The organism is Pseudomonadota bacterium (genome assembly GCA_039196715.1).
Classification (GTDB): domain Bacteria; phylum Pseudomonadota; class Gammaproteobacteria; order CALCKW01; family CALCKW01; genus CALCKW01.
In genome coordinates, this window is the sequence record JBCCUP010000004.1 from 1 (window position 1) to 23,663 (window position 23,663).

At 67.3% G+C, this 23,663-nt stretch carries 23 protein-coding genes; 12 read left to right on the forward strand and 11 right to left on the reverse strand.

Annotation, left to right across the window (positions count from 1 at the left end; genetic code table 11):
• Positions 1-446: 446 nt before the first annotated feature.
• Both AAGA11_02840 and AAGA11_02845 read left to right on the forward strand, forming a co-directional pair.
• Entirely contained in the window at positions 447-944 is a 498-nt protein-coding gene (locus tag AAGA11_02840) for a hypothetical protein (GenBank protein ID MEM9601778.1), read from the forward strand.
• A 24-nt stretch (positions 945-968) separates the two neighbouring features.
• The gene (locus tag AAGA11_02845) at positions 969-2,459 is read left to right on the forward strand and encodes a hypothetical protein (protein MEM9601779.1); all 1,491 of its coding nucleotides are present in this window, start codon (positions 969-971) and stop codon (positions 2,457-2,459) included.
• Positions 2,460-2,481: 22 nt separating this feature from the next.
• Here the strand turns inward: AAGA11_02845 and pgl are convergent, their stop codons facing one another.
• The gene (gene pgl, locus AAGA11_02850) at positions 2,482-3,162 is read right to left on the reverse strand and encodes a 6-phosphogluconolactonase (GenBank protein ID MEM9601780.1); all 681 of its coding nucleotides are present in this window, start codon (positions 3,160-3,162) and stop codon (positions 2,482-2,484) included.
• Position 3,163: 1 nt separating this feature from the next.
• Entirely contained in the window at positions 3,164-4,093 is a 930-nt protein-coding gene (locus tag AAGA11_02855; GenBank protein MEM9601781.1) for a hypothetical protein, read from the reverse strand.
• 129 nt (positions 4,094-4,222) lie between these two features.
• Here AAGA11_02855 and AAGA11_02860 point away from each other — a divergent pair, with 129 nt between their 5' ends.
• Positions 4,223-5,104 carry a glycosyltransferase family 2 protein gene (locus AAGA11_02860; GenBank protein MEM9601782.1) on the forward strand — a complete coding sequence of 294 codons (882 nt, stop codon included), beginning with the start codon at positions 4,223-4,225 and terminating at the stop codon, positions 5,102-5,104.
• A 6-nt stretch (positions 5,105-5,110) separates the two neighbouring features.
• Here AAGA11_02860 and AAGA11_02865 read toward each other — a convergent pair whose 3' ends face one another.
• Positions 5,111-6,163: a glycosyltransferase gene (locus tag AAGA11_02865; GenBank protein MEM9601783.1), complete on the reverse strand. Its 1,053-nt coding sequence runs from the start codon at positions 6,161-6,163 to the stop codon at positions 5,111-5,113.
• Between the two features lie 222 nt (positions 6,164-6,385).
• Between AAGA11_02865 and AAGA11_02870 the strand changes: the two genes are divergently transcribed.
• Entirely contained in the window at positions 6,386-7,684 is a 1,299-nt protein-coding gene (locus tag AAGA11_02870) for a glycosyltransferase N-terminal domain-containing protein (GenBank protein MEM9601784.1), read from the forward strand.
• On the opposite strand, the gene AAGA11_02875 is transcribed toward AAGA11_02870, so the two are convergent.
• Positions 7,621-8,532 (reverse strand): 3-deoxy-D-manno-octulosonic acid kinase, encoded by a 912-nt coding sequence (locus AAGA11_02875; GenBank protein MEM9601785.1) that lies wholly within the window; start codon positions 8,530-8,532, stop codon positions 7,621-7,623. The two genes, AAGA11_02870 and AAGA11_02875, sit on opposite strands and share 64 nt — an antisense overlap.
• A gap of 96 nt (positions 8,533-8,628) precedes the next feature.
• Here AAGA11_02875 and AAGA11_02880 point away from each other — a divergent pair, with 96 nt between their 5' ends.
• A complete protein-coding gene (locus tag AAGA11_02880; protein ID MEM9601786.1) occupies positions 8,629-9,897 on the forward strand; it encodes an MFS transporter in 1,269 nt (422 codons plus the stop codon).
• Between the two features lie 53 nt (positions 9,898-9,950).
• Here the strand turns inward: AAGA11_02880 and AAGA11_02885 are convergent, their stop codons facing one another.
• Entirely contained in the window at positions 9,951-11,510 is a 1,560-nt protein-coding gene (locus tag AAGA11_02885; protein MEM9601787.1) for a trimethylamine methyltransferase family protein, read from the reverse strand.
• Positions 11,511-11,654: 144 nt separating this feature from the next.
• Here AAGA11_02885 and AAGA11_02890 point away from each other — a divergent pair, with 144 nt between their 5' ends.
• Positions 11,655-12,602, forward strand: coding sequence for a GlxA family transcriptional regulator (locus AAGA11_02890; GenBank protein MEM9601788.1), 948 nt, complete (start codon positions 11,655-11,657; stop codon positions 12,600-12,602).
• Between the two features lie 13 nt (positions 12,603-12,615).
• Here the strand turns inward: AAGA11_02890 and AAGA11_02895 are convergent, their stop codons facing one another.
• The 4 genes from AAGA11_02895 to AAGA11_02910 form a co-directional block, all read right to left on the reverse strand.
• Positions 12,616-13,674, reverse strand: a complete 1,059-nt coding sequence (locus AAGA11_02895; GenBank protein MEM9601789.1) for a tartrate dehydrogenase — start codon at positions 13,672-13,674, stop codon at positions 12,616-12,618.
• A complete protein-coding gene (panC, locus tag AAGA11_02900; protein MEM9601790.1) occupies positions 13,671-14,549 on the reverse strand; it encodes a pantoate--beta-alanine ligase in 879 nt (292 codons plus the stop codon). The genes AAGA11_02895 and panC overlap by 4 nt, the downstream gene beginning before the upstream one ends.
• Positions 14,550-14,555: 6 nt before the next feature.
• A complete protein-coding gene (gene panB / locus AAGA11_02905) occupies positions 14,556-15,371 on the reverse strand; it encodes a 3-methyl-2-oxobutanoate hydroxymethyltransferase (GenBank protein MEM9601791.1) in 816 nt (271 codons plus the stop codon).
• 67 nt (positions 15,372-15,438) lie between these two features.
• Positions 15,439-16,308: a Rossmann-like and DUF2520 domain-containing protein gene (locus AAGA11_02910; GenBank protein MEM9601792.1), complete on the reverse strand. Its 870-nt coding sequence runs from the start codon at positions 16,306-16,308 to the stop codon at positions 15,439-15,441.
• A gap of 88 nt (positions 16,309-16,396) precedes the next feature.
• Here AAGA11_02910 and AAGA11_02915 point away from each other — a divergent pair, with 88 nt between their 5' ends.
• Both AAGA11_02915 and AAGA11_02920 read left to right on the forward strand, forming a co-directional pair.
• On the forward strand, positions 16,397-16,843 hold the full coding sequence (locus AAGA11_02915; protein ID MEM9601793.1) for an auxin-binding protein: 447 nt from the start codon (positions 16,397-16,399) through the stop codon (positions 16,841-16,843).
• On the forward strand, positions 16,827-18,086 hold the full coding sequence (locus tag AAGA11_02920; protein MEM9601794.1) for a cytochrome c peroxidase: 1,260 nt from the start codon (positions 16,827-16,829) through the stop codon (positions 18,084-18,086). The genes AAGA11_02915 and AAGA11_02920 overlap by 17 nt, the downstream gene beginning before the upstream one ends.
• 22 nt (positions 18,087-18,108) lie before the next feature.
• On the opposite strand, the gene AAGA11_02925 is transcribed toward AAGA11_02920, so the two are convergent.
• Positions 18,109-18,462, reverse strand: a complete 354-nt coding sequence (locus tag AAGA11_02925) for a PGPGW domain-containing protein (protein ID MEM9601795.1) — start codon at positions 18,460-18,462, stop codon at positions 18,109-18,111.
• Between the two features lie 121 nt (positions 18,463-18,583).
• Between AAGA11_02925 and AAGA11_02930 the strand changes: the two genes are divergently transcribed.
• Genes AAGA11_02930 through AAGA11_02945 form a run of 4 tightly spaced genes read left to right on the forward strand, consistent with a single transcriptional unit; the run spans position 18,584 to position 22,909 of the window.
• Complete coding sequence (locus AAGA11_02930; protein ID MEM9601796.1) at positions 18,584-20,419, forward strand: GNAT family N-acetyltransferase; 1,836 nt, start codon at positions 18,584-18,586, stop codon at positions 20,417-20,419.
• The gene (locus tag AAGA11_02935) at positions 20,416-21,258 is read left to right on the forward strand and encodes a glycosyltransferase (GenBank protein MEM9601797.1); all 843 of its coding nucleotides are present in this window, start codon (positions 20,416-20,418) and stop codon (positions 21,256-21,258) included. The genes AAGA11_02930 and AAGA11_02935 overlap by 4 nt, the downstream gene beginning before the upstream one ends.
• Positions 21,252-21,905: a hypothetical protein gene (locus AAGA11_02940; protein MEM9601798.1), complete on the forward strand. Its 654-nt coding sequence runs from the start codon at positions 21,252-21,254 to the stop codon at positions 21,903-21,905. The genes AAGA11_02935 and AAGA11_02940 overlap by 7 nt, the downstream gene beginning before the upstream one ends.
• Positions 21,902-22,909, forward strand: a complete 1,008-nt coding sequence (locus AAGA11_02945) for a spore photoproduct lyase family protein (protein ID MEM9601799.1) — start codon at positions 21,902-21,904, stop codon at positions 22,907-22,909. Before AAGA11_02940 ends, AAGA11_02945 begins: the two co-directional genes overlap by 4 nt.
• On the opposite strand, the gene AAGA11_02950 is transcribed toward AAGA11_02945, so the two are convergent.
• The gene (locus AAGA11_02950) at positions 22,906-23,637 is read right to left on the reverse strand and encodes a hydrolase (protein MEM9601800.1); all 732 of its coding nucleotides are present in this window, start codon (positions 23,635-23,637) and stop codon (positions 22,906-22,908) included. The two genes, AAGA11_02945 and AAGA11_02950, sit on opposite strands and share 4 nt — an antisense overlap.
• Positions 23,638-23,663: the final 26 nt, after the last annotated feature.

The window sequence follows — 23,663 nt, forward strand, 5'->3', positions numbered from 1 at the left end:
AGTCGGGTCAGCTGTTCCTCACGGGCAGAAGCGGCAGATTAGACGACATCATTATCGATCTGCGAGGCGCGGTGGTCGGCGCCATGGTGTTCTTCGCACTCGCTGCGATTGTCCACCCGTTTCGCCGCACGCGCGGTTCAATCTGAGCCATCTGGCACTGCACTGACTGCAGACGTACGTCCACTGCGGTGCCTGATTGTCTCATCGGTCGCCACACGCCCGTCAGCCTAGGTGGGTGTACATCAATAGCAACAGTACCCACCCAACTGTTGCAGTACAGAGACTTTTAGCAAAGTGTCTGCGTTGCAAACGGGAACTGTGTCACAGCTTCACGTCCGCGCTTTGAAAACCGCTCTGTATTCGGGGATTCTCCTCTCTTGCCGAAGCGTCGCGCGGCGGCGATGACGGCTGGGATACACTTAACCCCCCGACACGAGCGAACGACTATGGACCCCACGGCAGCGGACTACGGTTTCAGCCTCGTCATTGCCTTTCTGGTGGGGTGCCTGATGACCGGGCTCGTCAGCCTGTGGGTGCGCGGCAGGTCGCAACACCAACGCGATCTGCTCGAAGAAGAACGGTTGAAGATGGAGCTCGGCGATGCCCGCGACGCGCTCGACGCCGAGCGCGAGAAGAACGCCGCCCTGGACAGCGCGTGTCAGCGACTGAGCGAGCGTCTCAACGCACCTGCGCCGTCCGCCACGGTGATCGCCAGCAGTGCCGAGGACACCGAAAAGTTACGCGCCGAGCTGGCGAGTGTCCGTGCGCAGCTCAAGGCGAGCCAGACCGCGCGCGAGTCGGATCGCATCCGGTTCGCCAACCTCGTCGTGCACAAGAACGCCACGATCGACACGTTGCAGCGCGAGCAGGAGCGGTTGCTGAAAGCGCACGCGACCGCGCTGCGCGACAGCACGGCGAACGCGGGTGACGGCCAACCCGCGTAACCCACCACTTTCACTGGACCCGACATGACCGTACTGCTTTCCGAAATCGCTGTCAGTCTCGTGATCGCATTTCTGATCGGGTGCGTTTTCGCCTGGTTGTGGCGCGGTTCCCAACTCAACAAGCGCGTGGCGGAGGCAGAGCGAGGCGCAACACAACGCGCACAATACGAAATCGCAACCTTGCGCAGCGACCTTGAAAGCAGCCAGGACGAAATCGCGCAGCAACGCGATCTGCTCGATCAGCAAGCCTACGAGCTCGAACAAGGCTCCAATGCCGTGCTGATTGCCGGTAGCGCGGAAGAGACCGAAACCCTCAAGCAAAAGCTTGCCAACCTCGATGAGCGCTATGTGGCACTGCACACGCGCTGGGAGCGTGAGCGAACGCAGTTTGCCCAACTCGTCGCGCACAAAAACCAACGCATCGCCGAGCTCGAGCGCGCCCACCGCGGCGTCGAGGAGGCCGTCATCGAAGACGGCGCCGCGGTCGACGCCGAGGAGGACAACAGCAACTACTCTCGCCAACAGCTCGAATCCATGCTAGTCGACCTCCGCGCGCAGGTCGCTGAACAGGAAACCGAGCTCAGCAGCTTGCGCGAGCGCACTGCAAGCGGCCCTGATGCCGCCGACGGCGATGACGCCGCGGCGCTGCAGCACGCAGCCCTGGTACAGCGTGACGCCGAGATCGCGCGCCTGCGGGACGCCCTCGAGCAGCAGGGTGCAACACGGCTGGCCGCGGTCGAACAGGAGCGTGCCGAATTGCTGCACAAGGTCAGCGCGCTCAACAGCCAGCGGGCAACCGACGCCGAGCACACTGCAAGCCTGCACCGCGAGGTCGAATCGCTGCAGTCGAACCTCAGCGACACGCAGAGACAGCTTGCAGAGCACAGCGCCCACAGCGAAAGCCTGAGTGCCGCCAACGCTGCCTTGCGCACCGAAATCGAAGCTGCCGAACAGCGTGTGAGCACGGTCGCCGAGCTGGAATCACGCTGCACCCAACTCAGTGACGACGTCGGCACGCTGCAGGCCCTGCTCGACACCGCACACGCCGAGCGGGACGCTGCGCGCATGGAGGCGATGCCCCTGCATGGCACGCTCGATCAGGGCGACGACGCCACAGCGCGTCTCGAGGCACTGACCAGGGACAACACGGCGCTGCGCGGCGAGCTACACCGGCTCGAAACGGACCTCGCTCAATTGCGCCGCGATCACGATGGACGCGAACAAGCGCTCCGGCGCGCCGACGCCGAGCTTGACGAGCTGCGGCCATTGCAGCATCAGCTCGTGGCCCTGCGCAGCAACCTGGGCGAACTGGTTCAGCGCGATGAACACGGCTCCCCCGCGCAGGTCGCCGATCTCGAAATTCAACACCTGCGCACCCGGATCGCACACCTGCAAGCGGACGGCAAGCTCAACCTCGAGCGCAAGGAACACTACTACCAGACCCTGCTGCGCGAGAAATCAGCCCGCATCGCCGAGCTCGAACGCACGAGCACGGCACTCGAACACGAGACCTGAATCGCTCAGCCCCTGTTCCGACTCAGGGCGCCCACCAGACCACCGGTTCAGGGTGGCGCGACAGCACCGAGACCACTGGCGGCGGAAGATCGGCCCGCGCACCGGCTTCGAGCACGGCGAGTTTGTCCTCACCCGTCACCAACAACCACACGGCGCGCGCGTCACCGAGCACTTCGGCCGACAGGCTGATGCGTGCCACGGGTTGCGATTCCGGCCGTGCAGCCAGGCACACCGGTGCTCCGTCAGCCAGCCCGTCGTCAATCGTCGGCATGTCCGGAAACAACGATGCCGTGTGTCCGTCGAGGCCCATGCCCAGCAGGACCACATCAAACGGCCGTGCGAGGCCCGACAGCCGGTTTGCGGCCTGCATCAGCCCGGCCTCCGGTGAAGCCTCCTCGCCCATGAGCGGCACGAAGCGGGCAGCGGCAGCCTGTTCGGTCAGCAGCGTCTCGGAGATCATGCGCTGGTTGCTGGCCGCGTCGTCCGGTGCCACCCAACGTTCGTCCGTCAGTGTCACGTCGACATCCGACCACGGCAGCGACCGCACCGCCAAGGCCCGGTACACGGGGGCCGGTGAGCTACCACCTGGTACGACAAGGCTGGCGCGCCGTCCGGCAGACACCGCCGCCTCGATCGACGCCGACACCGCATCAGCCAGCGCCAGGTACAACGCATCGCGGGTATCGAAAGACGTGAATTGCATGTCAGTTGCTCCGTTTGTAAGGGTCGTCGCCGCCAGGGCGCACCGGCTTGAAGCGGCGGTGCATCCAGAAATACTCGCTCGGCTGCCGCCGAATTTCACGCTCGAAGTGCGCATCGAGTTGCGCCGTGACCTCGGCATCGTCACCGACGAGATCGTCCAACGGCTCGCCGATCGTCGCAACGATCCGACCTGACTCGCTGCGGACAACCGACACCGGCATCACCTTCACGGCCTCGCGCGCCAGGAACCAGGCGGTCGCGCGACTCGACAACACCGTGCGCCCGAAGAAACGCGACTCGACCGCGCCACGCGACGCACCGACCGCCTGGTCGGGCAACCACCAGATGATCTGCTTGCCACGCAGCGCCCGCACCATGCGCACGGTCTGCTGACGTTCGATCAGCGAGACCAGAAACCGCATGCGTTTGGCCACCTCGAATCGCTCGAAGTGGGGGTTCTTGGCCCGCGCGTACACCGCGGAGAGCGGCACGGCCCGGGCGATTGCAACGCCCACCACCTCCACGGTGAACCAGTGCGGGGCGGTGAGCAACACGGCGTGCGTGCGGTTGACCTCTCGCACACGGTCCAGCCCCCGCAGCTCGACGCGGGCTGACGCAAACGATGCCGGCCCGAACCACAACTTGCCCACCTCGATGAGGGAGAGCACGAGGCGCTCGAAACACACACGCGACAGATCGGCACGCGCGGGCTCGCACATCTCTGGCAGGGCAATGGCCAGGTTGGTGTCGACGACGCGGCGCCTGGAACCGGCCAGGCGCCAGAGAACACCGCCCAGCGTGTGACTGATCCGATGCCACCACCGCTCGGGCAACGCACCGAGCAGCCTGACGCAGCCGAGGCCGAGCAGCAGCGGCCACGCACCGGGGTTGGTCAGGGTATTCCGCTCTGGCGGCGGGGTTTCGGCAATCACGGTGGGCCCAAAAGGCAATACACTGGCGCGCGCAGGAGACAGCGTGGCATACGTCAAATGATAGCGGAGTGCTGCGGACAACGCCGACAGACTCTACCCTTACCACCGTCAACGGCTCCCCACCACGCTATGGCTTCCGAACTGCACTACTGGTTGTACAACCGCTGCGTCGTGCCGCTGATCGGTGGCGTGCTGCCGGTCCGCTGGTTCGGCCCAACACCGCCCGACCCGGCGTCGCTCACGCCGGCCGCGCAGCCGGTCAAGCTCGAGATCGTCGCGCACTGCTGGCACTACGCACACCTGCTCGCGTACCAGCTTCACGCCGTGCACCGACACACGCCAGACACCGTCGACCTGACCTACACGTTGTATTTCTGCGAATCAGACCGCCTGACGGTGGACCTGATCAACCACTACGGCACGCGGGGCAACTCACAGGTTCACTGGAATTGGCACGCCCTGCCCGAGGCTGAACTGAAACGCCGCGCCATCGGGCGCAACCGCAGTGCGTTGGCGACGGAGGCCGATTGGATCTGGTTTGCCGACTGCGACCTGATCTTCCACGAGGGCTGTCTCGCGTCGCTGGCAACGGCGCTGCGCGACCGTCGGGACCGCCTGGTCTACCCGGCGAGCGAGTGCATCACTCCGATGCTCGACGCGAGCGACCCGGTCGTCAATGTCGACCCGCGTGCGACACCCGAACCGACGATCGACACCGAGGCGTTTTCGGTGTCGCCGATTACGAAGGCCAAGGGGGCGTTTCAGATCGTGCACGGCGATGTCGCGCGCCACTGCGGGTACTGCCCGGGCATCGCCCTCTACCAGCAGCCGAGCGTGCACTGGCGCAAGACCTTCGAGGACACCGCGTTTCGGCAACTGATTCGCGATCAGGGCACGGCGGTCGATGTGCGCGGCCTGCACCGCATTCGCCACAAGGCGAAGGGGCGCTATCGAGCGACCGGCTGGTTACCCAAGGTGCGCCAGACCATCCGGAGTCTCAAGGGACACTGAACCGGCTCAGGCGGTGTCCGGCTCGACCACGAGCGACTCAAGAATGGCGAGGTAGCGCCGTGCGCTCGCACGCATGCCACACCGCGATCGAAAGCCCAGCCGGGCACACTCACCCATGCGCGCGAGTTCACCGGGGTCGGCGAGCGCACGCTCGAGCACACGTTGCCAACCGGCGGCCGTTTCCCGCAGGGCAAACATGCCGCTCTCGCCGTCCTCGATCAGGTCGGCCATCGCACCGACCGGGTGGGTCAGCACCGGCAGGCCGGCGTTCAGCGAGGCCAGTACGTGGTGGCTGGCGTGGCCGGCCCGGACCGGCGCCGCGCAAAGGTCGAATCCGAGCAACAGGGACGGGTCGGCCAACTGCCCGACCACGCCGCCCACGGTCGTGGTCATCTGCGCAGCACGCAGATGCATCTCACGCGCGTACTCCGTGTCGCGACTGCCGGTCAGAACGACGCGCAGGCGCGCGTCCGTGCCCGCGTCGAGCGCCGAGAGCAGCAGGTCCTGTCCCATGTCTGCGCAGAGTGGCCCGGGCACGAAGACCGCGACGTGATCCGGCTCGAGACGCAGGGCCGTCCGCGCCGTCTCGCGTGTGTGCGCGCCGAGCCGGCTGTGATCAGGTACGGCAAAGCCGTGCAGGGTCACGCGATCCGATCCCACACCGACGGACTCGGCCGCCGCCAGACAGGCCGAGTCGGCCACCAGAACGTGCGTGGCTTTGCGCGCCGGTTTGAGGTCGTCGCAGTCGTACAAGGACACCACCGACGCGCTGTCGTGGCTGCGGCCGAGCTTCACCGCTGCCTGGCTGCCGGCAAAGCCGAAACCGTGCACCACGTCGACAGGGTGGGTTTTGAGTTGGTGTTGCAGCGCGCGCTGCCCCCCCAGCCCGGCACCGATCGGAATCACCGGCACCTCCGACGCGCGGCACTGCCGCGCGAACCAGGACTCGGGGTCGCCGGCGACGACCAGTCGCCCACCGGCGTGCCGTACCATGCTCAGGTGCAGATAGGCCTGGCGCGCCTCTCCGCTGCGCACGCCCGACGGCACAACGAAGCACACGGCGGGGGCAGTTGAATTCGAAGTCTCGGCCATGACAGCAAACGCCTCACGCTGGGATCTCGCGGCACCTGCCTCGCCGCGGGGTAACACACTAAAAGTAGCAGCTGGCGGGGGATCGGTCGGGGTGGGCAGTGTGCGACAATGCGCGCCCCGACGGCGCGGCCGCAAGCTTGTCCCCAGGCACCGCGCGGCCTGCCACGATCGATCACAGGTACACACGCCATGGTCCGAGCACCGGGTACGGCGACCACGCCGTGCCAGCCGCCGCCACTGCGCTACCGCGTGCTCTCGCGCCTGCTCTGGCCCGCCCTGGCCGGGCTGAGTTGGCACCAGGGCCGCGCCGCCGGTGACGTGCGGTTGCTGCCCCAGCGTCTCGCGTACCAGCTGCCAGACGGACCCACCGAGATCTGGTGCCATTGCGCGTCGGTTGGCGAAGTCAACACGGCCGCGCCCCTGATCAACGCGCTGCGGCAACGTGGCCACCGCGTGCACCTCACCACAGTGACACCGACCGGCGCCGAAACCGTGCGCAAGACCTGGGGCGACGCGGTGTCGCACAGCTACCTGCCAATCGACACCGCCGCGGCGACCGGCCGCTTCCTCGCGGCGCTGAGGCCAACGCTGGGCCTGGTCGTCGAAACCGAGATCTGGCCGAACCTCTACGCCCAGGCGCGCGCGCGCGGCGTGACCCTCGCGATCGTCAACGGCCGTGTCAGTCCGCGCACTGCCAACGCGCCGCGGTGGTGGCGGCCGGTGATGGCCAGCGCGCTCCAGCACCTGCACCGGGTGCTCGCCCGCTCGGAACGTGACGCCGCCGCCTGGCGGACCCTCGGCGTGCCACCCAAACGGATTCAGGTCACCGGCAGCCTCAAGTACGCGGCCCTCGCCACGGCCACAACCGAGCAGCCGCGGTTGTGTGCGGTGCCGTACTGGCTCGTCGCATCAACCCACGCGGACGAGGAACAGCAGATCGCCGCGGCCTGGCAGGCCGCAACCGCGCGAACACGCCATACCCTGGTGATCGTGCCCCGCCACGTTGGCCGCGCCGTGGCCATTCGCCGACAACTGACTGCGCTCGGGCTGCGCGTCGCCACGCGCAGTCTGGGCGAAACCGAGGCGGCGTCACCGGACGTGATCCTCGCCGACACCTTCGGTGAATTGCAAGCCTGGTATCACTACGCCGACGCCGTGTTTGTCGGCGGGTCGTTTGTCGACACCGGCGGCCACAACGTGCTGGAGCCCGCCGTACACGCGAAATGGATCGCCACCGGGCCGACCGTGCACAACTTCCAGGACGAAGTGGATCTGCTTCGACAGGCCAACGCGATTGCCTGTGTATCAACACCGCAGGCGCTGGTGTCTCAGGTGTGCGAGGTGCTCGCACAACCCGAGCTGGCGCAGGCCCAGGGCGAGCGCGCGCGCGCAGCGGTCGCCGAGGTCGCTGACGTGTTGCCGCGCTACCTCGACGGCATCGCAGCGCTGTACGCGGCGTCAAACGCCACCCAACCTGCATCGTCGTAGATGTCGAGTGCGCGCAACGAGCGCGCCAGTCGCCGGCAATTGGACCGCGCCCAGCGGCCGCCCGCTTTGCCCAAACGGCACCGATCGAAGTCGATCAGGTGCCAGCCAGCGCCGCTCCACATCAGGTTGAAGGCGTTGAGGTCTACGTGGTCCACACCCGCGATGTGAAAACGCGCAACCGTTGCACCGAGCGCACCCCAATCGACAGCGGGTTCGCCGGCGGCAAGCGCCTCGGCGAGGCTGATCGCCGCCGGGAGTCGTTGCGTCACCAAGGCGGCTTCGTAGAACACCCCGGCGCGGCGCAGGCCAGCGAACAACGGACGGGGCACCGGCAGCCCCCGGTCGAACAGCGCCTGCGTGAGTTGCCACTCACGCCAGGGCCGCGATCGGGTCAGGCCGGTGTAGACGTAGTGGCGCTCGCTGAGGCGGGCCGGCAATCCGCCGCGTCTGTAGCGGCGGACCACCGCAGGCACACCGTCGATGTCGACAAACCAGGCCGCACCACGACCGCCCGACACCGGGGTGCGTTGCGTGCTGCCATCGAGCCAGCTCGCGTCGGGGGTACCAGACCAGGCCGGGTCGGACCACAGCGTCCAGGGCGGGTCTTCGCGGACGGAAACGGCAGAACGGGGCGTGGTGATGGTGTGACACCCATCGGTTGACCGGGCTCGAGTGTACCAGCGGAGACAGCGACCCGTCGGGACGCGGGCGCACGCGCTCGAGCCCGGCCCAACAACGGTGTCGAGCTGGACTGCAACCCCGGCGCCACCGCAGCACAGACTGCAGTCGAGTCGCAGCCGATGGGGTGCGACACGCCGTCCCTGCCGGTGCCGAGGCACACCAAACACGCCGTCGATCCCACACCGAAGGTCAACTGAAAATCCGCTGGCGGGCCAGCAGGTCCACTGCTAGTCTTGCCGCACTTCAACGCGCTGGTCACCGCCATGGCCACTTTCCTGCGTAACACCTGGCCGCTGCTCCTCGGCATGCTGCTGATCATGCTGGGTAACGGGTTGCAGGGCACGCTGCTCGGCGTGCGTGGCGCGCTCGAAGACATGGACCCGAGCACGCTCGGCTATGTCATGTCCGGGTACTTCATCGGTTTCCTCGGCGGCTCACAGATCACCCCGCTGCTGCTGAGGCGGGTCGGCCATGTGCGCGTGTTTGCCGCCCTCGGCTCGCTCGTGTCGGCCGCGTTCATCCTCTACGCGGCCTGGGTGCACCCGATCGGCTGGATGGTGCTGCGCATCGTGGTGGGGTTTTGCATGTCCGGCGTTTACGTGGTCGCCGAGAGTTGGCTGAACGACGCCGCAGACAACCAGACGCGCGGCAAGGCGCTCTCGCTCTACCTGATCGTGCAGATGGCCGGGATCGTACTTGGCCAGGTGCTGCTGAACATCGCTGACCCTGGCGGGTACGCGCTGTTTGTGCTGATTTCGGTGCTCGTCTCCTTGTCATTCGCGCCGATCCTGCTGACAGCCACCGCGACCCCCGTGTTCGAGACCTCGCGACCGATGACCCTGATCGAATTGTTCAAGGCCTCCCCGCTCGGTTGCTTCGGGATGTTTGCGCTCGGCGGTGTGTTCGCAGCGTTGTTCGGCATGAGCGCGGTCTACGCGACGGAGCGCGGCTTCACCCTGGCCGAGGTGTCGAGTTTCATCACCGCAATCTATGTCGGCGGCATGGTCCTGCAGTACCCGATCGGCTGGCTCTCCGACCGTCTGGACAGGCGCCTGCTGATCATTGCGGTCACCGCCACGTGCACCGTAGCGTGCGTCGCGGTCTACTACATCGAAAACACCTTCACGAGCCTGCTCATCATCGCCTTCGTGCTCGGCGGCACGTCCAATCCGCTGTACTCGCTGCTGATCGCCTACACCAACGACTTCCTCGACAATGACCAGATGGCGGCCGCCAGCGGCGGCATGATCTTCATCAACGGTGTGGGCGCGATGGCGAGCCCGGTGATTGTCGGGGCCATCATGGCGCAGGTCGGGCCCAACGGGTTTTTCGGTTTCGTCGGCGTGCTCATGATGAGTATCAGTGTCTATGGCCTCTACCGCATGACACAGCGCGCCACAGCGGACGAGCAGGGCCCGTTTGTCACCGTGCCCTCGCGCATGTCGCCGGTCGCGGTCGAGATCGCAACGGAGATTGCAATCGAGGAAGCCGAGGCCGCCAGTGACGAGGACGACACGGCCGCGCGCGCGTGATTGACAACCCTGGCTGACGCGCGCGCGCGGTGCGGCCGCAGCCAACGCGACGACTACGGGACAAACACCTCGAGCAGCGGTTCGTCGGTACCCAGGCATTCCTTGCGCGTGGCGACGTAGTGTTCCAACGCCTCCTTTCGGGCGGGATCGAGCGGTGGCGCCTCGTAGGCCTTCAGCGCGGCCTGCCAGAGTTCGGTGGCGCGTTGGGTGGCGTCTTTGGCGCCGGCGAGCTGCCAGTTTTCCTGGTTTTGCCAATCGCTGAGCATCGGCTCGTAGAAGGCCCCCTTGTACCGCTCGAGTGTGTGGGTGGTGCCGAAGAAGTGGCCGCCCGGGCCCACCTCCGCCATCGCCTCGAGGCCGATCTCATCCCGGTTGATGGCGATGGGCTGCAGCATGGCGCGCATGTGTTGCAGCATCTCGACGTCGATGATGAGTTTTTCAAAGGACGCGACAAGGCCGCCTTCGAGCCAGCCCGCCGAGTGGTAGATCAGGTTGCCGTGCCCCATGACCGCACCCCAGAGCGCCATCTGGGTCTCGTAGACCGATTGCGCGTCGGCGGTATTGCTCGCGTTGCACGCGCTGGTGCGGTGCGGCAGGTTGTAACGCCGTGCGAGCTGGCCACCGGCAATATTGGCAAGGCTGTTCTCAGGCGTACCGAAGGCCGGCGCGCCGGAGCGCATGTCCACGTTGGACGTGAAGCCGCCGTACACCACCGGTGCTCCGGGTCTGACGAGCTGCGTCAGCGCCATGCCGAGCAAGGCCTCGGCGTTCTGTTGCACCAGCGCACCCGCCATGGTCGCTGGGGTCATGGCGCCCATGAGCGTGAACGGCGTGACCACCGTCACCTGCCCCAATGACGCCATCTGCATCAGGCCGTAGGCCATGGCGTCGTCGAGCTTGCGTGGCGAGTTGACGTTGATGTTGGTCATGACCGATGGGCTGTCGCCGAGCTCATCCAGTGTCAGGCCGCGCGCGATCGCGGCCATCTCGACCGAATCCCGCGCTCGCCCTGCACCGATGCCCGTCGCCAGAAAGGCCTTGTCGGCCAGCGTCAGGTTGCACAAGGTGGTGTCGAGGTGACGGCTGTTGGCCGGCAGGTCGGTCGGCGCAATCGCCTGGTTGCCAAAGAAGGTGATGACGTCGAAAAACTGACCGAGTTTGATGAGTGACTGGTAGTCGGCAAAGTTGCCGGCGCGGCGGCCGTTGACACAGTCGTGCACATTGGGTGGGCCGGACACCAGGCCGAAGTGCACCGCATCCCCACCGACGTCGATGTTGTTCTCCGGGTTGCGTGCATGGACAGTGAACGCCGACGGCGCGGTTGACATCAGCTGCATGACCAAAGCGCGGTCGATCCGCACGATGCCGTCCTCGACAGTGCATCCGGCCTCGCGGTACAAGCGCAGTGGCTCGTCCCCGAGGACTTCGATGCCCTGCTCTTCCAGCAGGTCGAGTGAGGCTTCGTGGATCAGCTCAAGCTGTTCCTCGTCGAGCGCTTCGATCGGTGCAAAACGGTTGCGCACCGTGCTGTAGGCGAGCTGCGGCAAGCGCGACGGGGTGACCAGCGTGTCGTTGCGGCGGCGGTTCCGCTTGCGGCGTTGGGTGGTGGTCATGCGGGGTCCTTGTGGGCGTACCGGCGCGAGCGGCATTCAATCGTGCAGTGTCCTGCGGTATTGTTCCGGATAGATATCAGCTTTGGGGCGTTTTTTGTTAGTTTCGGGCAGCGAGTACAGCCTACTCGGCCCGGGTGCGCCGTCGTGACGACAGCCCGGCACATCACCTTTGCGTTGGTCACGCGGTTCCCGCTGTTCGGGCTCGCGTGCGCGGTCGAAGTGCTGCGCCACGCCAACCGCTTTGCCGAGCGCGAGCTCTACACCTGGGACCTGGTCAGCGACACCGGCGGGAGCGTCTGCGACAGCAACGGCCTCGCCTTGGAGACCCGTGCGGTGGCGCGAGCGCGCACGCGCACCGATGCGGTTTTCGTGGTGGCGGGCTACGAACTGGACGGCGATGCCCTGCCGCAGCTCACCGCGTGGCTTCGTGCCGAGGGCAAGCGGGACATCCCGGTTGGCGGGATATCCAACGGCTCGTTCCTGCTCGCCCACGCTGGGCTGCTCGAGGGTCGGCCGGCGACGGTGCACTTCGAAGACTTCAGCGCTTTCCACCAGCGGTTTCCAACCGTGCGCGCCCGCTACCAACGCACGGTCATCGACGGAAACCGCATGAGTTGCTCGGGCGGCACGAGTACGCTCGACCTGTTGATCGAATGGCTGCGGCGCGAACACGCGCCCCGCATTGCCAGTCTGGTGTCACAGCAGATGCTGTTGCAGGCCTTGAACCTGCCACCCGGCGACGACGCGCCCTTGCCGCTCAACAGCGGCCCGCGGTACTCGACCACGGTGCAGCGTGCGCTCGACCGATTGGAGGCGTCCCACGCCGAGCGCCTGACCGTCGGCGAAATGGCACGCCACGTGGGGCTGAGCCGACGCGAGCTGCTGCGCATGTTCAAGCGCGAGACCGGCATGACACCGGGTCAGGCGGTGCGCCAACGGCGCGTGATGCGGGCGCAATCGCTGGTGCGCCATACGCACCTGCCTCTCGCCGATGTCGCAATCGCCGTGGGCTACGCGAGTCAGTCACACATGACCTCGCACTACCGTCAACACGTCGGCCGCACGCCGGCGCAGGACCGGCGGCAGCACTGAAGCCGGTTTGTGGTCAGGCAATCGCCTCGGCAATCGCCTCGCCGAGCTCGGTCGTCGTTGCACGGCCTCCCATGTCCGGCGTCATCGCGGTGCCAGCGGCCAACACCCGCTCGATCGCTTGCAACATGGCGTCGTGGGCGTCGCGGTGACCGAGGTGGTCGAGCATCATCGCACCCGACCAGATCATGCCGACGGGGTTGGCAATGCCCTGCCCTGCGATATCGGGAGCCGAGCCGTGCACGGGCTCGAACATCGACGGGTAAGCCCGCGTCGGGTTGAGGTTGGCGCTGGGCGCGATCGCGATGGTGCCGGTCACACCCGGCCCGAGGTCCGAGAGGATGTCACCGAACAGGTTTGACGCAACGACGACATCGAAGTGATCCGGGCGGTTGACGAAATGCGCACACAGGATGTCGATGTGGAAGGCGTCCGTCTCGAACTCCGGATACTCGCTCGCGATTGCGTCGAACCGCTCGTCCCAGAACGGCATGGTGTGGATGATGCCATTGGATTTGGTGGCCGACGTGACACGCTTGGCGTTGTGTGACTGCGCGAGTTCGAAGGCGTAGCGCATGACACGGTCACAGCCACGGCGCGAGAAGTTCGCCTGCTGGAATGCCACCTCGTGCTCGGTACCGGTGTACATCCGACCACCGACGTTGGAGTATTCCCCCTCGACGTTCTCGCGCACAACGTAGAAGTCGATGTCGCCAGGCTTGCGGTTCGCCAGCGGGCACGGCAGGCCATCGAACAGCCGCACGGGTCGAAGGTTGACGAACTGGTCGAACTGCCGCCGAATCGGAATCAGGAGACCCCAGAGCGACACGTGGTCAGGCACCCCCGGGTAGCCCACCGCACCGAGGTAGATCGCGTCGAAGTCGGCCAGCGTTTCGAGGCCGTCGGCCGGCATCATCGCACCCTCGCGGTGGTAGCGTTCGCAGTTCCAGTCAAAGTGTTCGTATTGCAGGTCGATGCCGAAGCGCTTCGCCGCCGCATCAAGCGCCTTGAGACCTTCGGGCATGACCTCCAGGCCAATCCCGTCACCTGCGATCACGGCGATACGGTGTGTCATGGTGGGTCACCTGGGTTTTGTGCGGCGGATACCCGCAGGTTGTCGATGAGGCGCGCTTTGCCAAGTTGAGCGGCAACCAGGATCACCCAGTCGAGCGGTCGCTCGTCGGCGTGGGGCGACTCGAGGTCGAGGGTGCTGCGCACGGTGAAGTAGTCGGGTTTGAATCCGGCGTCGGCCAGGGCGCGCGTGTGCCTGCGCTCCAGGCCCGAAACATCGCTCTCGCCGGAGAGCAAGGCACGCGCACAGGCGTGCATTTCACGGTAGAGCTGCGCTGCCAGCCCGCGCTCGGCGTCGGTGAGGTAGCCGTTGCGCGAGCTCAGCGCCAGGCCGTGGGCGTCGCGCGCCGTGGGCGCACCGACCACGTCGACCGGCAGGTTGAGGTCCGCCGCCATGCGCTTGACCACGAGCAGCTGTTGGAAATCCTTCTCTCCGAACACCGCGACGTCGGGCTGAACCAGGTTGAACAGTTTGCAGACCACCGTGGCCACGCCGACGAAGTGGCCACGCCGGTGGGCCCCCTCGAGGATGTCGGTGATGCCCGGCACGTCGACGGTGGTCGCGTGGGCCATGCCGCGCGGGTAGATCATCGCGTCGTCCGGCACGAACACCGCGTCGGCGCCGAGCGACTGCAGGCTGTCGAGGTCCTCCTCGAGCGTGCGCGGGTAGCGGTCGAGGTCGCCCGCCCGATCGAATTGCAGCGGGTTGACGTAGATGCTGCAGAGCGTGCGGTCGCAGCGCGAGCGCGCGAGGTCGAGCAGCGATAGGTGGCCGTCGTGCAAGTTGCCCATGGTCGGCACGAAACCGACCGTCTGCCCCTCCGCACGCCACGCGTGGCGCAGCGCGCGCAGGTCATCGATGGACGTCAAAACGTGCATGTCCCGCTACTCGAATGCGAATTCGTCGGTCGGGAACCGCCGGTCGGACACCTGCTGCACATAGGCCGACACCGCCCCTTCGATAAACCCGGCCTCGGCCATGTAGTTCTTCGAGAAGCGCGTACGCTTGCCCGGTGCAATGTCGAGAATGTCGTAGAGCACGAGGATCTGACCGTCACAGTCCGGCCCAGCACCGATGCCGATCACCGGCACGCCTGACGCCGCGGTGATCTCGGCCGCGAGCGCCATCGGCACGCATTCAAGCAACAGGATGTCCGCGCCGGCTTGTTCCAGCGCCAGCGCGTCCTCCCGCAGCTTGCGCGCGGTGTCGTCGTCGCGCCCCTGCACGCGGTAGCCGCCGATCTTGTGCACGGCCTGCGGTGTCAACCCGAGGTGCGCGCACACCGGGATGCCGCACTCGCTGAGGCGACGCACCATGTCGAGCTGCAGCTCGCCCCATTCGAGCTTGACGACGTGCGCTCCGCCTTCTTTCATGAGCCGAGCTGCGTTTGCGAGACAGGCCTCGGGGGTCGCGTAACTCATGAAGGGCATGTCGACCATCAACATCGGCCGGCGCATGCCCCGGGCCACGAGTTGGCTGTGGTAGATCATGTGTTCCATCGTGACCGGGATGGTCGTCTCGACCCCCTGAACCACCATGCCGAGGGAATCGCCCACCAGCACGACGTCGACACCGGCACGGTCGAGGACGCCGGCGAAGGCCGCGTCGTAGGCCGTCAGGCACGAAAACGGGGTGCCCTCGCCTTTCATTTTCTGCAGGGTCGCCACTGTGACGGGTCTGGTTTCCGATTGAGCGCTCATGCCTTCTCGCGGTGCCGCGGGTTCAGCGCGCATTGTTGCCCAGCGGCACGGCGTATGCCAACGCGTTTCAACGCGATTCGAGCACCCGTTTAAGCGCGTCACGGGTGTCGGCGTCGAGCCGGTCCGATGCGAGCTGCAGCAAGCGCCGGCTGAGCGCGCGGTAGATCTCGGCGGCGAGCGGATCCCGAGCGTCGAGCTCTTCACAGTGACGAGAGACCACACCCGTGTCCCCCCGAACGAGCGGACCCGACAGGGCGGCACGGGGGCCGCCGGCCACGAGGTTGTCAATCGCGGCCGTGGCCAGGTCCGAGAACAACCCGGTCGCGAGCTCCGAGGGCACACCGGCTGTCTGCCAGGCTGTCAGTGCTGCGTCCGCGAGGCCCACCAGGCCGTTGTTCGCGAGCACGGCAGCACCGTGGTAGGCCGCCTTTCCGTCCGCATGGAGATCAAAACACCGGCCACCGAGCGCTGTGAACAAGCCGCCGGCCACCGTGACCGCCGCGGTCTCGCCCTCGAGCGCACAGTGGGTACCCTCGAAGCTCAAGACCGTCTCCAGACGCGGAAAGCTCCGAACCGGGTGGGCACTCGCGACCGCCACACCCTGTGCGGCAAGCGGCGCCAGGACGTCACTTGTGGCCGCACCGGAGAGGTGAAAGGCCGTGGCGGGTGCGCGCGCAACACCCGTGCGGGCCAGTGCCGACGCGACCGACGGGAGACTGTCATCGGGTGTGGCAATGACCCACACGTCCACCGGCCGGAGCGCCGCGAGGTCGCGGTACGCGGGGCAATCAAGCTGTTCTGCGACAGCTGACGCACCTGAGCGGGTCACCACGCCAGCGAAGCGCAATTGGCCGGCGGCGTGCCACGCAAGCGCAAGCGAACCCCCCGCGCGACCGGCCCCGATCAGGCATGCGCTCGGGCCGCGTTCAGCTGACACCGGCGCACTCGCCACGCTCTGGCCCTACCACCGCGGGGCACACATCCTGCACCCTCACGTCCACACCTCCGGTTTCCACACCTGTGTCATGCGTCACTCCCTGTCCCATTGCCTGCTCTGCGGTCTGGTCCTGTTGGCACTGGCCCTGCCAGGCGCCAGTGTACTCGCCGACACGCCGGACGCCAGCGAGGACGCCTACGCCCTGGAGGCGCAGTCGTTGCGTGCGCATTTCGACGTGAGCCTGCGACCCGAGCGGTCGCCGCCCGAGATCGGCACGCTCCACAGCTGGCTCGTGCGGGTCACCGACCGCGCCGGTGACCCGGTGTACCCGGTTGCCCTCGCCGTCGGCGGCGGCATGGCGGGGCACGGCCATGGCTTGCCCACGCAACCGCAGATCACGGCCTACCTTGGTGACGGCACACACCGCATCGAGGGTGTCAGGTTCAACATGGCAGGCGAGTGGACGCTGCGCATCGGCATCGAATACGGTGGCCTGCGTGACATCGCCGAACTCCAGTTTGAGATCGATTTCTGAGCGCGCGCTGGCGGCCGTCCTGATCCTCTGCGCGGGGGCAGTCGCCGCCGAGAGCACGTGGACCTGGACGGAGCGAGAGCGGCGCGTGATGCGCAGCCTGTCGCTCGACCGGCTCGGCGAGGTGCCGGCCTCACCCGGCAACCGCGTCGCGGACGACCCGGCGGCCGCGGCCCTCGGCAAGGCCCTGTTCTTCGACCCGCGGTTCAGTGGCAACGGCGCGGTGTCCTGCGCAACCTGCCACGTGCCGGAGCGCGATTTCACCGACGGCGTGCCGCGCGCCATCGGCCTCGGCACCGGCAACCGCAACACCCCCACCATCACTGGAACGGCCTGGAACCGCTGGTTCTACTGGGACGGTCGGCGGGATTCGCTCTGGGCGCAGGCCTTGATCCCGTTCGAGGCCGTAAGCGAGATGGGCAGCGACCGGGTCTCGGTGCTGCGCACACTCGCGGCGGACCCTGATTTGTCAAGCCAGTACCGGGCCCTGTTCGGGCCCCTCCCCGACCTCGACAGCCTGCCGGTCAGCGCAGCCGGTCCACTCGCGGACGCGGGTCGCCGCGACGCCTGGTACCGCCTCCCGGTCCGGGACCAACAGCGCATCAACCGGAGTTTCGCCAATGTCGGCAAGGCGATCGCGGCCTGGGAACGCACGCTGCGCCCCGAAGACACCCGCTTCGACGCCTACGTGCGTCAGCTCGAGTCCGGCGACGGCCAAAGCGCCGTGCTGGGCGACGACGCGAAGGCCGGCGCGCGGCTGTTCATGGACGCCGAGCGCACGCAGTGCCTGCAATGCCACAACGGTCCCACCCTGTCGAACGGGGGATTCCACAACATCGGCACCGGCAACTTCGACGGCGAGATTCTCGACTACGGCCGAGCCTTCGGCCTGCAGGCGGTGTTACTTGACGAGTTCAATTGCCTGGGCCCCTACAGTGACGCCACGCCCGAGGCCTGCACGGCCTTGCGGTTTCTGAACAGCGGGCACCACATTCCGCTCGAGGGGGCCTTCAAGACACCCGGCCTGCGCGGCGTTGCCAACACGGCCCCGTACTTCCACGATGGCTCTGCCGCAACGCTCACGGACGTGGTTTCGCACTACAACACACCGCCCGACCGCGCTGCGGTCGGTGCCCACGAGTTGCAGGCCCTGTCGCTGGACGCGCGCGAGATCGAACAACTCGTGGCATTCATGCAGGCGTTGTCCGAGCCGGCGCCGGCGAGCACCACGCCCCAGTCCGAGTGATCGGCCAGGTGCGTGCGGCGAATCAGTCCGAACGCCCGGGCGCGCCGGGGTCGGTCGCATCAATGAAGTCGCGGACCAGCACCGGCGAAAGCGGATAAAATCGGCGCAACAGGCGGTCAGCCCACGGCAGCTTGAATCGGAACCAGGCGACCACACGCCTCAGCCAAATCACTTCGTTGGTGATCAGGGCCATGCCCAGCAGCAAAAACAGCCAGCCCAGCGGCACGGGAAGCGGCACCAGCACCATACCCAGGACCAGGGTGGCGATGCCGAGTAACACACGGCTGATGCGTAGGCGGTGTCTGAGGAGCTTCACAGTGTGTTCCATGCCAGCCAATCGGACCGACCATTCACCCACGGCGGGGATGATTGCCACCGAATGTGCAGCCCTCACCAGGAGCCTAGTGTCTCCGCGTCAGGACCGCCACTCGCGTTCCGCACCGTCCGGGTGCGCAGGCGTGGCCTGCCAACCGCGGCCCGCGTGAGCTGCAGTTGACGTGACCGTCGCCACACCAGACGTACCATCGGCAGACACGCTGCGCTCTCGAGGCCACCGTGCGTTGTGCGTTGTCACCGGCGACCCCGCCACGGTCCGGGTGACGGCGGCGCGCTGGCTGCACAACGCCATCCACAGGCGGTGGTTGGGCGACGGCGGGCCGGCGGGGTTCGAGACCCTTTCGCTCGCCGGCGCCCGCCGCTGGCTTGGCTCGGAGTGCGACGCGCTGGTGGTGGACGCGCACCACGGGTTCGACCCGAATGCCTTCGGCGCCGCGGTCGGCACCGTGCGCGCCGGTGGCGTCGCGGTGCTGCTCTGCCCGCCGCTGGCGCACTGGCCGCACAGCGATGACGCAGTGAACGCCCGTGTTGCGCCGCACGGAACCACGCTGACGCGCTCTCGCTACCTCGCCCGCCTCGCGCGGCTGCTGCCGAACCTGCCTTGTACCCTGCTCACGGAAGAGGCCCTCGCTGCCGCCCCCCCCTGGGGTCGGTCCGGGTCTCGCAAGATCGAGGCTCGCGAGACCGGGTCGCGCCAGACCGGGTCGCAACCGGCCCCGCCGCACCGGCCGCTGTCACCGACCGCCTCCGAGGCCCAGCGTCGCACCGTGGAGACCCTGGCGGACGCGCTGACGCCGGCCGGCGCGTTGGCTGCGGTGCTCACGGCCGACCGCGGGCGCGGCAAATCCGCCACCCTCGGCCTGCTCGCAGCGCAGCTCGCCGCGCGCGGTGAGCGGGTTGTGGTCACCGCGCCAAGCCGCCGCGCCGCCGCGGTGTTGTACCACCACGCCGAGGCCGCGTGGCCGTCGCGCTGGACACCCGAGGCCCTGCCGTTTTCCGCACCGGATGCGCTGCCGGCGCACGGCGAGGGCGTGCTGCTGGTCGACGAGGCCGGGGGCCTGCACCTCAACTTGAGCGCCCATGTGTTGCGCGCCTGGCAGCGGGTTGTGTTTGCCGGCACGGTGCACGGCTACGAGGGCACCGGGCGCGGTTTTGCCCTGCGCTTCCGCCAGTTGTTGGCCGATCAACCGCACCGGCACCTCGCACTGACGCTCTCGGTCCCGATGCGCTGGTCTGAGCACGACCCGCTTGAGCAGTGCACCCACGCGTTGCTGGCGCTGGACGCCGAAGCCGCGCCCCCGACCGGCACGCCGACGCCGTGCCGGATTGACAGAGACCGCCTCGCCGCCGACGAGACGGCGTTGCGCGCGGTCTACGCGCTGCTGGCCGACGCGCACTACCGCACGCGGCCACTCGATTTGCGCCACCTGCTCGACGGACCGAACCTGCACACGGTGGTTGTCGGCGACCCGTCGCAACCGATCGCGGCCGCCCTGGTTGCCGAGGAGGGCGGGTTCAACGACCCGGCCTTGCGCGACGCCATTTGCGCCGGCACCCGTCGCCCACGAGGCCACCTGCTGCCGCAAGTGCTCGCCTGGCACTGCGGTCTCGACGAGGCCCTGAGCCAGCGGTGGTGGCGCGTGGTGCGCATCGCTGTGCACCCCGATCACCAGCGCCGCGGTCGGGGGCGCGCGCTGCTGGACTGGCTTGCCGCCGAGGCACAGCAACGGGGCATCGACGCACTCGGCACCAGTTTCGCTGGCGACCCGGGCGTGTGTCGGTTCTGGGCCCGCGCCGGTTATGCACCGGTCTACCTCGGCCAGGTACGGGAGGCGACCAGCGGCCTATTCGCGGTGGCCACCGTGCTGCCCCTGAGTGCGCGTGCCGCGGGTATCGCGCGTACGGCAACACGCCGTTTCGGCAAAACCGTCGCGGTGCGCGAGACCCTGTCAGCCGCGCTGAAGGACGCGTTGAACTGTTCAGGGACGGCACTGTGACAGCCCGCGTGTCGGTGATCGTGCCGACCCACAACCGCCGCCACACCCTCGAGACCGCACTCGACTCGGTCATCGTCCAGACCCATCCACCGCACGAGACGATCGTCGTCGACGACGGCTCAGACGACGGCACCGCGAACTGGCTGCGCGCGCACCGACCTGAGGTCACCACCGTCCAGCAGGACAACCGTGGTGTCAGTGCTGCGCGCAACCGCGGTATTGCCCACGCGACCGGTGACTGGGTCGCGCTGCTCGATTCGGACGACGCGTGGCAGCCGGGGAAGCTGGCGGTGCAACTCGCTGCCCTGCAGGCTGCGCCCGGCCATCGACTCTGCCACACCGACGAGATCTGGATCCGAAACGGCGTGCGCGTGAACCCGAAACGCCGACACGCCAAACACGGCGGCCACATCTTTCGCCACTGCCTGCCCCTCTGTGCGATATCACCCTCGGCCGCGTTGATCCACCGGTCCGTGTTCGACGACATCGGCCCCTTTGACGAGACCCTGCCGGCCTGTGAGGATTACGACTACTGGTTGCGGCTCTGCAGCCGGGAACCCGTGCTCTACGTCGACGAAAAGCTCGTCATCAAATCCGGGGGACACGCAGACCAGCTGTCTCGCCGCTACGAAGCCATGGACCGATTCCGCATCCTCGCCCTGCTGAACCTGCTCGAGCGCACGCCCCTCTCCGCCGCCGATCGGGCAGCCGCGCTGAACACCCTGGACGCCAAACTGCAGGTCTACGGCGACGGTGCGCGCAAACGGGGCAACACCACCGAACTCGACGCTGCGCTGCGCCGGCGCGTTGCGCTGTCTGCGGGGCCGCCGCCGTGTTGATCTTGCTGGGCACACCGCTTGCCGCCGAACTGCGAGACACACAACACTGGCGCTGCCTCGACGCGTCGGACCCGGCGGCACTGATCGCACACGCGCGCGAGGCTGTTGAAAACGACGCCACCCTGCGATCGGCGGTGTGGGTGTGGTTGCTCACGCTGCCGCGCGACCGGACGCAGCGCGGCGCGCTGCAGGTGGTTGATCGCCTGCGCGGTGCCCGTGAATCGCGCTATCCACCGATCCATTTTCAGACCCGGTTGCCGCGCACCACGCTCGATGTGGGGGACGCGACGCTCACGGCCTACAACGCCCTCGTGCGCCTCCACACCGCCGAATTGCTCGTGCTGCTGGCCACCCCTCCAGACCTGGCCCCGAGTACGCGCACCCGCGCGCTGCTCGACGCCACGCCGGCGTTCCACCGGCTCACCGAGGCGGTCCCGCCGTCGCCCCCGGTTGACCTGGCCGACACCCTGCTCGGCGGTGCGCACGCCACCCACAGCCAGCGGCTGCAGATCCTGGCCTTGTGTGTGCGCTACCACGCACTGCACGGCCGCTGGCCCGCACCAGACACCGGCTGCCCGAACGGTGCACGCGGGCTCATCTCGGCGCTGCGAACCGAACTCGACGCGGTGCCGGTGCACTACGGATGATTGAAACCGTCTACGTCGAAGCCGCGGTCCGGGACCACCCGCGCACGCGCGAGGTCCTGGCCCGGCTGCCCCGCGCCAGCGTGCACACGATCGAACGCTACGGTGAGTTGTTCAATCGGAAACGCCAGAACTTCCGTCTGCAGAAGCAGCAGCCTGCCCTTATCCTGGCGCGCAAACACGACAACTGGGTGTTGCCCGCGCCGCCCGACTACAGCATCGGCGGTGAGCACAACTACTACTTCAGCCACCTGCTGAACTGTGTCTACGACTGCCGCTACTGTTTTCTCCAGGGCATGTTCCGCAGTGCGAACTACGTGTTGTTTGTCAACTACGAGGATTTCTTCGACGCCATTGGCACGCGGCAGGACGCGCTCAGCGCGCCGGGCTGGTATTTCTCGGGCTACGACTGTGACTCACTCGCACTCGATCCCTGGAGCGGCTTTGCCGACGCCGTACTGGATTGGTTCGGCGTGCGCCCCGAGTGCAATCTCGAGCTGCGCACCAAGAGCACGCAGATTCGGCCCCTGCTGCGGCGGTCGGCGCACGCCAACATCGTCGTCGCATTCAGTCTGGCACCGGACCCGGTGGCACGCGCGCTGGAGCACAAGGCACCGCCCTTGCAAAAGCGCTTGTCGGCGATCGCGACGCTGGCAGAGGCCGGATGGCAAATCGGACTGCGATTCGACCCGGTCGTGTGGTCAGACGACTACCGTGCGCTCTACCGCGACTTCTTTGATCGGGTATTCGATTGCGTGCCGATCGAAGCGGTTCATTCGGTCAGCCTCGGCGGGTTCAGGCTGCCCGTGGATTTCATGAAAACCGTTACCCGGCTCTACCCCGACGAACCCTTCTTCGCCGGGCCGATGAGCCGACGGGACGGTATGGTGTCGATAGCCGAAGACCGCGAACAGGCTCTGCTCGGGTGGTGCCAAGCACGGATTCTCGAGCGGGTGCCGGCGCCGGTCTTCTTCCCGTGTCAGCCCATCGACGGCGGCGCCGACTAGTTGGGCCGGTTCACGAGGGTTTCGAACCAGACGCCGTTCGGCAGGCCGATCGCCCGCAGGTTGGCCAACAGGTTCTGCTCAACGAACAGGTCGCGCAGCGGACCGGGATCCGGGACCACCGCGAGCGCCAGGGCCAGCAGGCCCCAGGTCAGTGCGGTCGTGAAGAGGTTGCGTCGATCGAACAGTTTCAGGGCCGTGCCAAACGAGCGCTTGACCCGGCGTCCCGTGAGGTTGACGCTGACCAGCTCGTCGAGCACCAGGTGTTGCAGGTAGGCGAGTGTCACGACGAGGCCGTGCAGGGTGCTGATAAACGCCGTCTGACCAAACAGGCTGTGCAGCGCATTCGCCACCAGCACGCCGGCGAGGAGCGCTGCAGGCAGCGAGTGGTACATGCCCCGGTGGGTCGTGATGGCGGCAAAGAGGTGCGCGAGCACCAGGCGCACGGCCGCGTAGATCACCACCCAAAGCACCACGCTCTCGGCAATCGACAGACGGCTGGCCACCGCGAACACGGCGGCGAAAGCCAGCAGCAACGCCAGCACGCTGAAGGCAACCGACACCGGCGTGCTGCGCTCCGCATCGAGGTCCGGCGCGAGCCCGGCGGCGGTGCCCAACACGAACCCGAGGGCCGCCTCTTGCGGCTCGACGTGACCGAGGGCGAGCAGACCGCACACGAGCACACCGCTCTGCACCGCCGAGGCGGAAAAATGTGTGTTGAAATTGGCCAAGGTGTTTTGTGACCCGATCGACTCGA

Bases quoted from the DNA above. Each gene is read 5' to 3' on its own strand.
- AAGA11_02860 (MEM9601782.1), top strand. From the start codon at position 4,223: ATGGCTTCCGAACTGCACTACTGGTTGTACAACCGCTGCGTCGTGCCG.
- AAGA11_02945 (MEM9601799.1), top strand. From the start codon at position 21,902: ATGATTGAAACCGTCTACGTCGAAGCCGCGGTCCGGGACCACCCGCGC.
- panB (MEM9601791.1), bottom strand. From the start codon at position 15,371: ATGAGCGCTCAATCGGAAACCAGACCCGTCACAGTGGCGACCCTGCAG.
- AAGA11_02880 (MEM9601786.1), top strand. From the start codon at position 8,629: ATGGCCACTTTCCTGCGTAACACCTGGCCGCTGCTCCTCGGCATGCTG.
- panC (MEM9601790.1), bottom strand. From the start codon at position 14,549: ATGCACGTTTTGACGTCCATCGATGACCTGCGCGCGCTGCGCCACGCG.
- AAGA11_02845 (MEM9601779.1), top strand. From the start codon at position 969: ATGACCGTACTGCTTTCCGAAATCGCTGTCAGTCTCGTGATCGCATTT.
- AAGA11_02840 (MEM9601778.1), top strand. From the start codon at position 447: ATGGACCCCACGGCAGCGGACTACGGTTTCAGCCTCGTCATTGCCTTT.
- AAGA11_02870 (MEM9601784.1), top strand. From the start codon at position 6,386: ATGGTCCGAGCACCGGGTACGGCGACCACGCCGTGCCAGCCGCCGCCA.
- AAGA11_02885 (MEM9601787.1), bottom strand. From the start codon at position 11,510: ATGACCACCACCCAACGCCGCAAGCGGAACCGCCGCCGCAACGACACG.
- AAGA11_02895 (MEM9601789.1), bottom strand. From the start codon at position 13,674: ATGACACACCGTATCGCCGTGATCGCAGGTGACGGGATTGGCCTGGAG.
- pgl (MEM9601780.1), bottom strand. From the start codon at position 3,162: ATGCAATTCACGTCTTTCGATACCCGCGATGCGTTGTACCTGGCGCTG.
- AAGA11_02915 (MEM9601793.1), top strand. From the start codon at position 16,397: ATGCGTCACTCCCTGTCCCATTGCCTGCTCTGCGGTCTGGTCCTGTTG.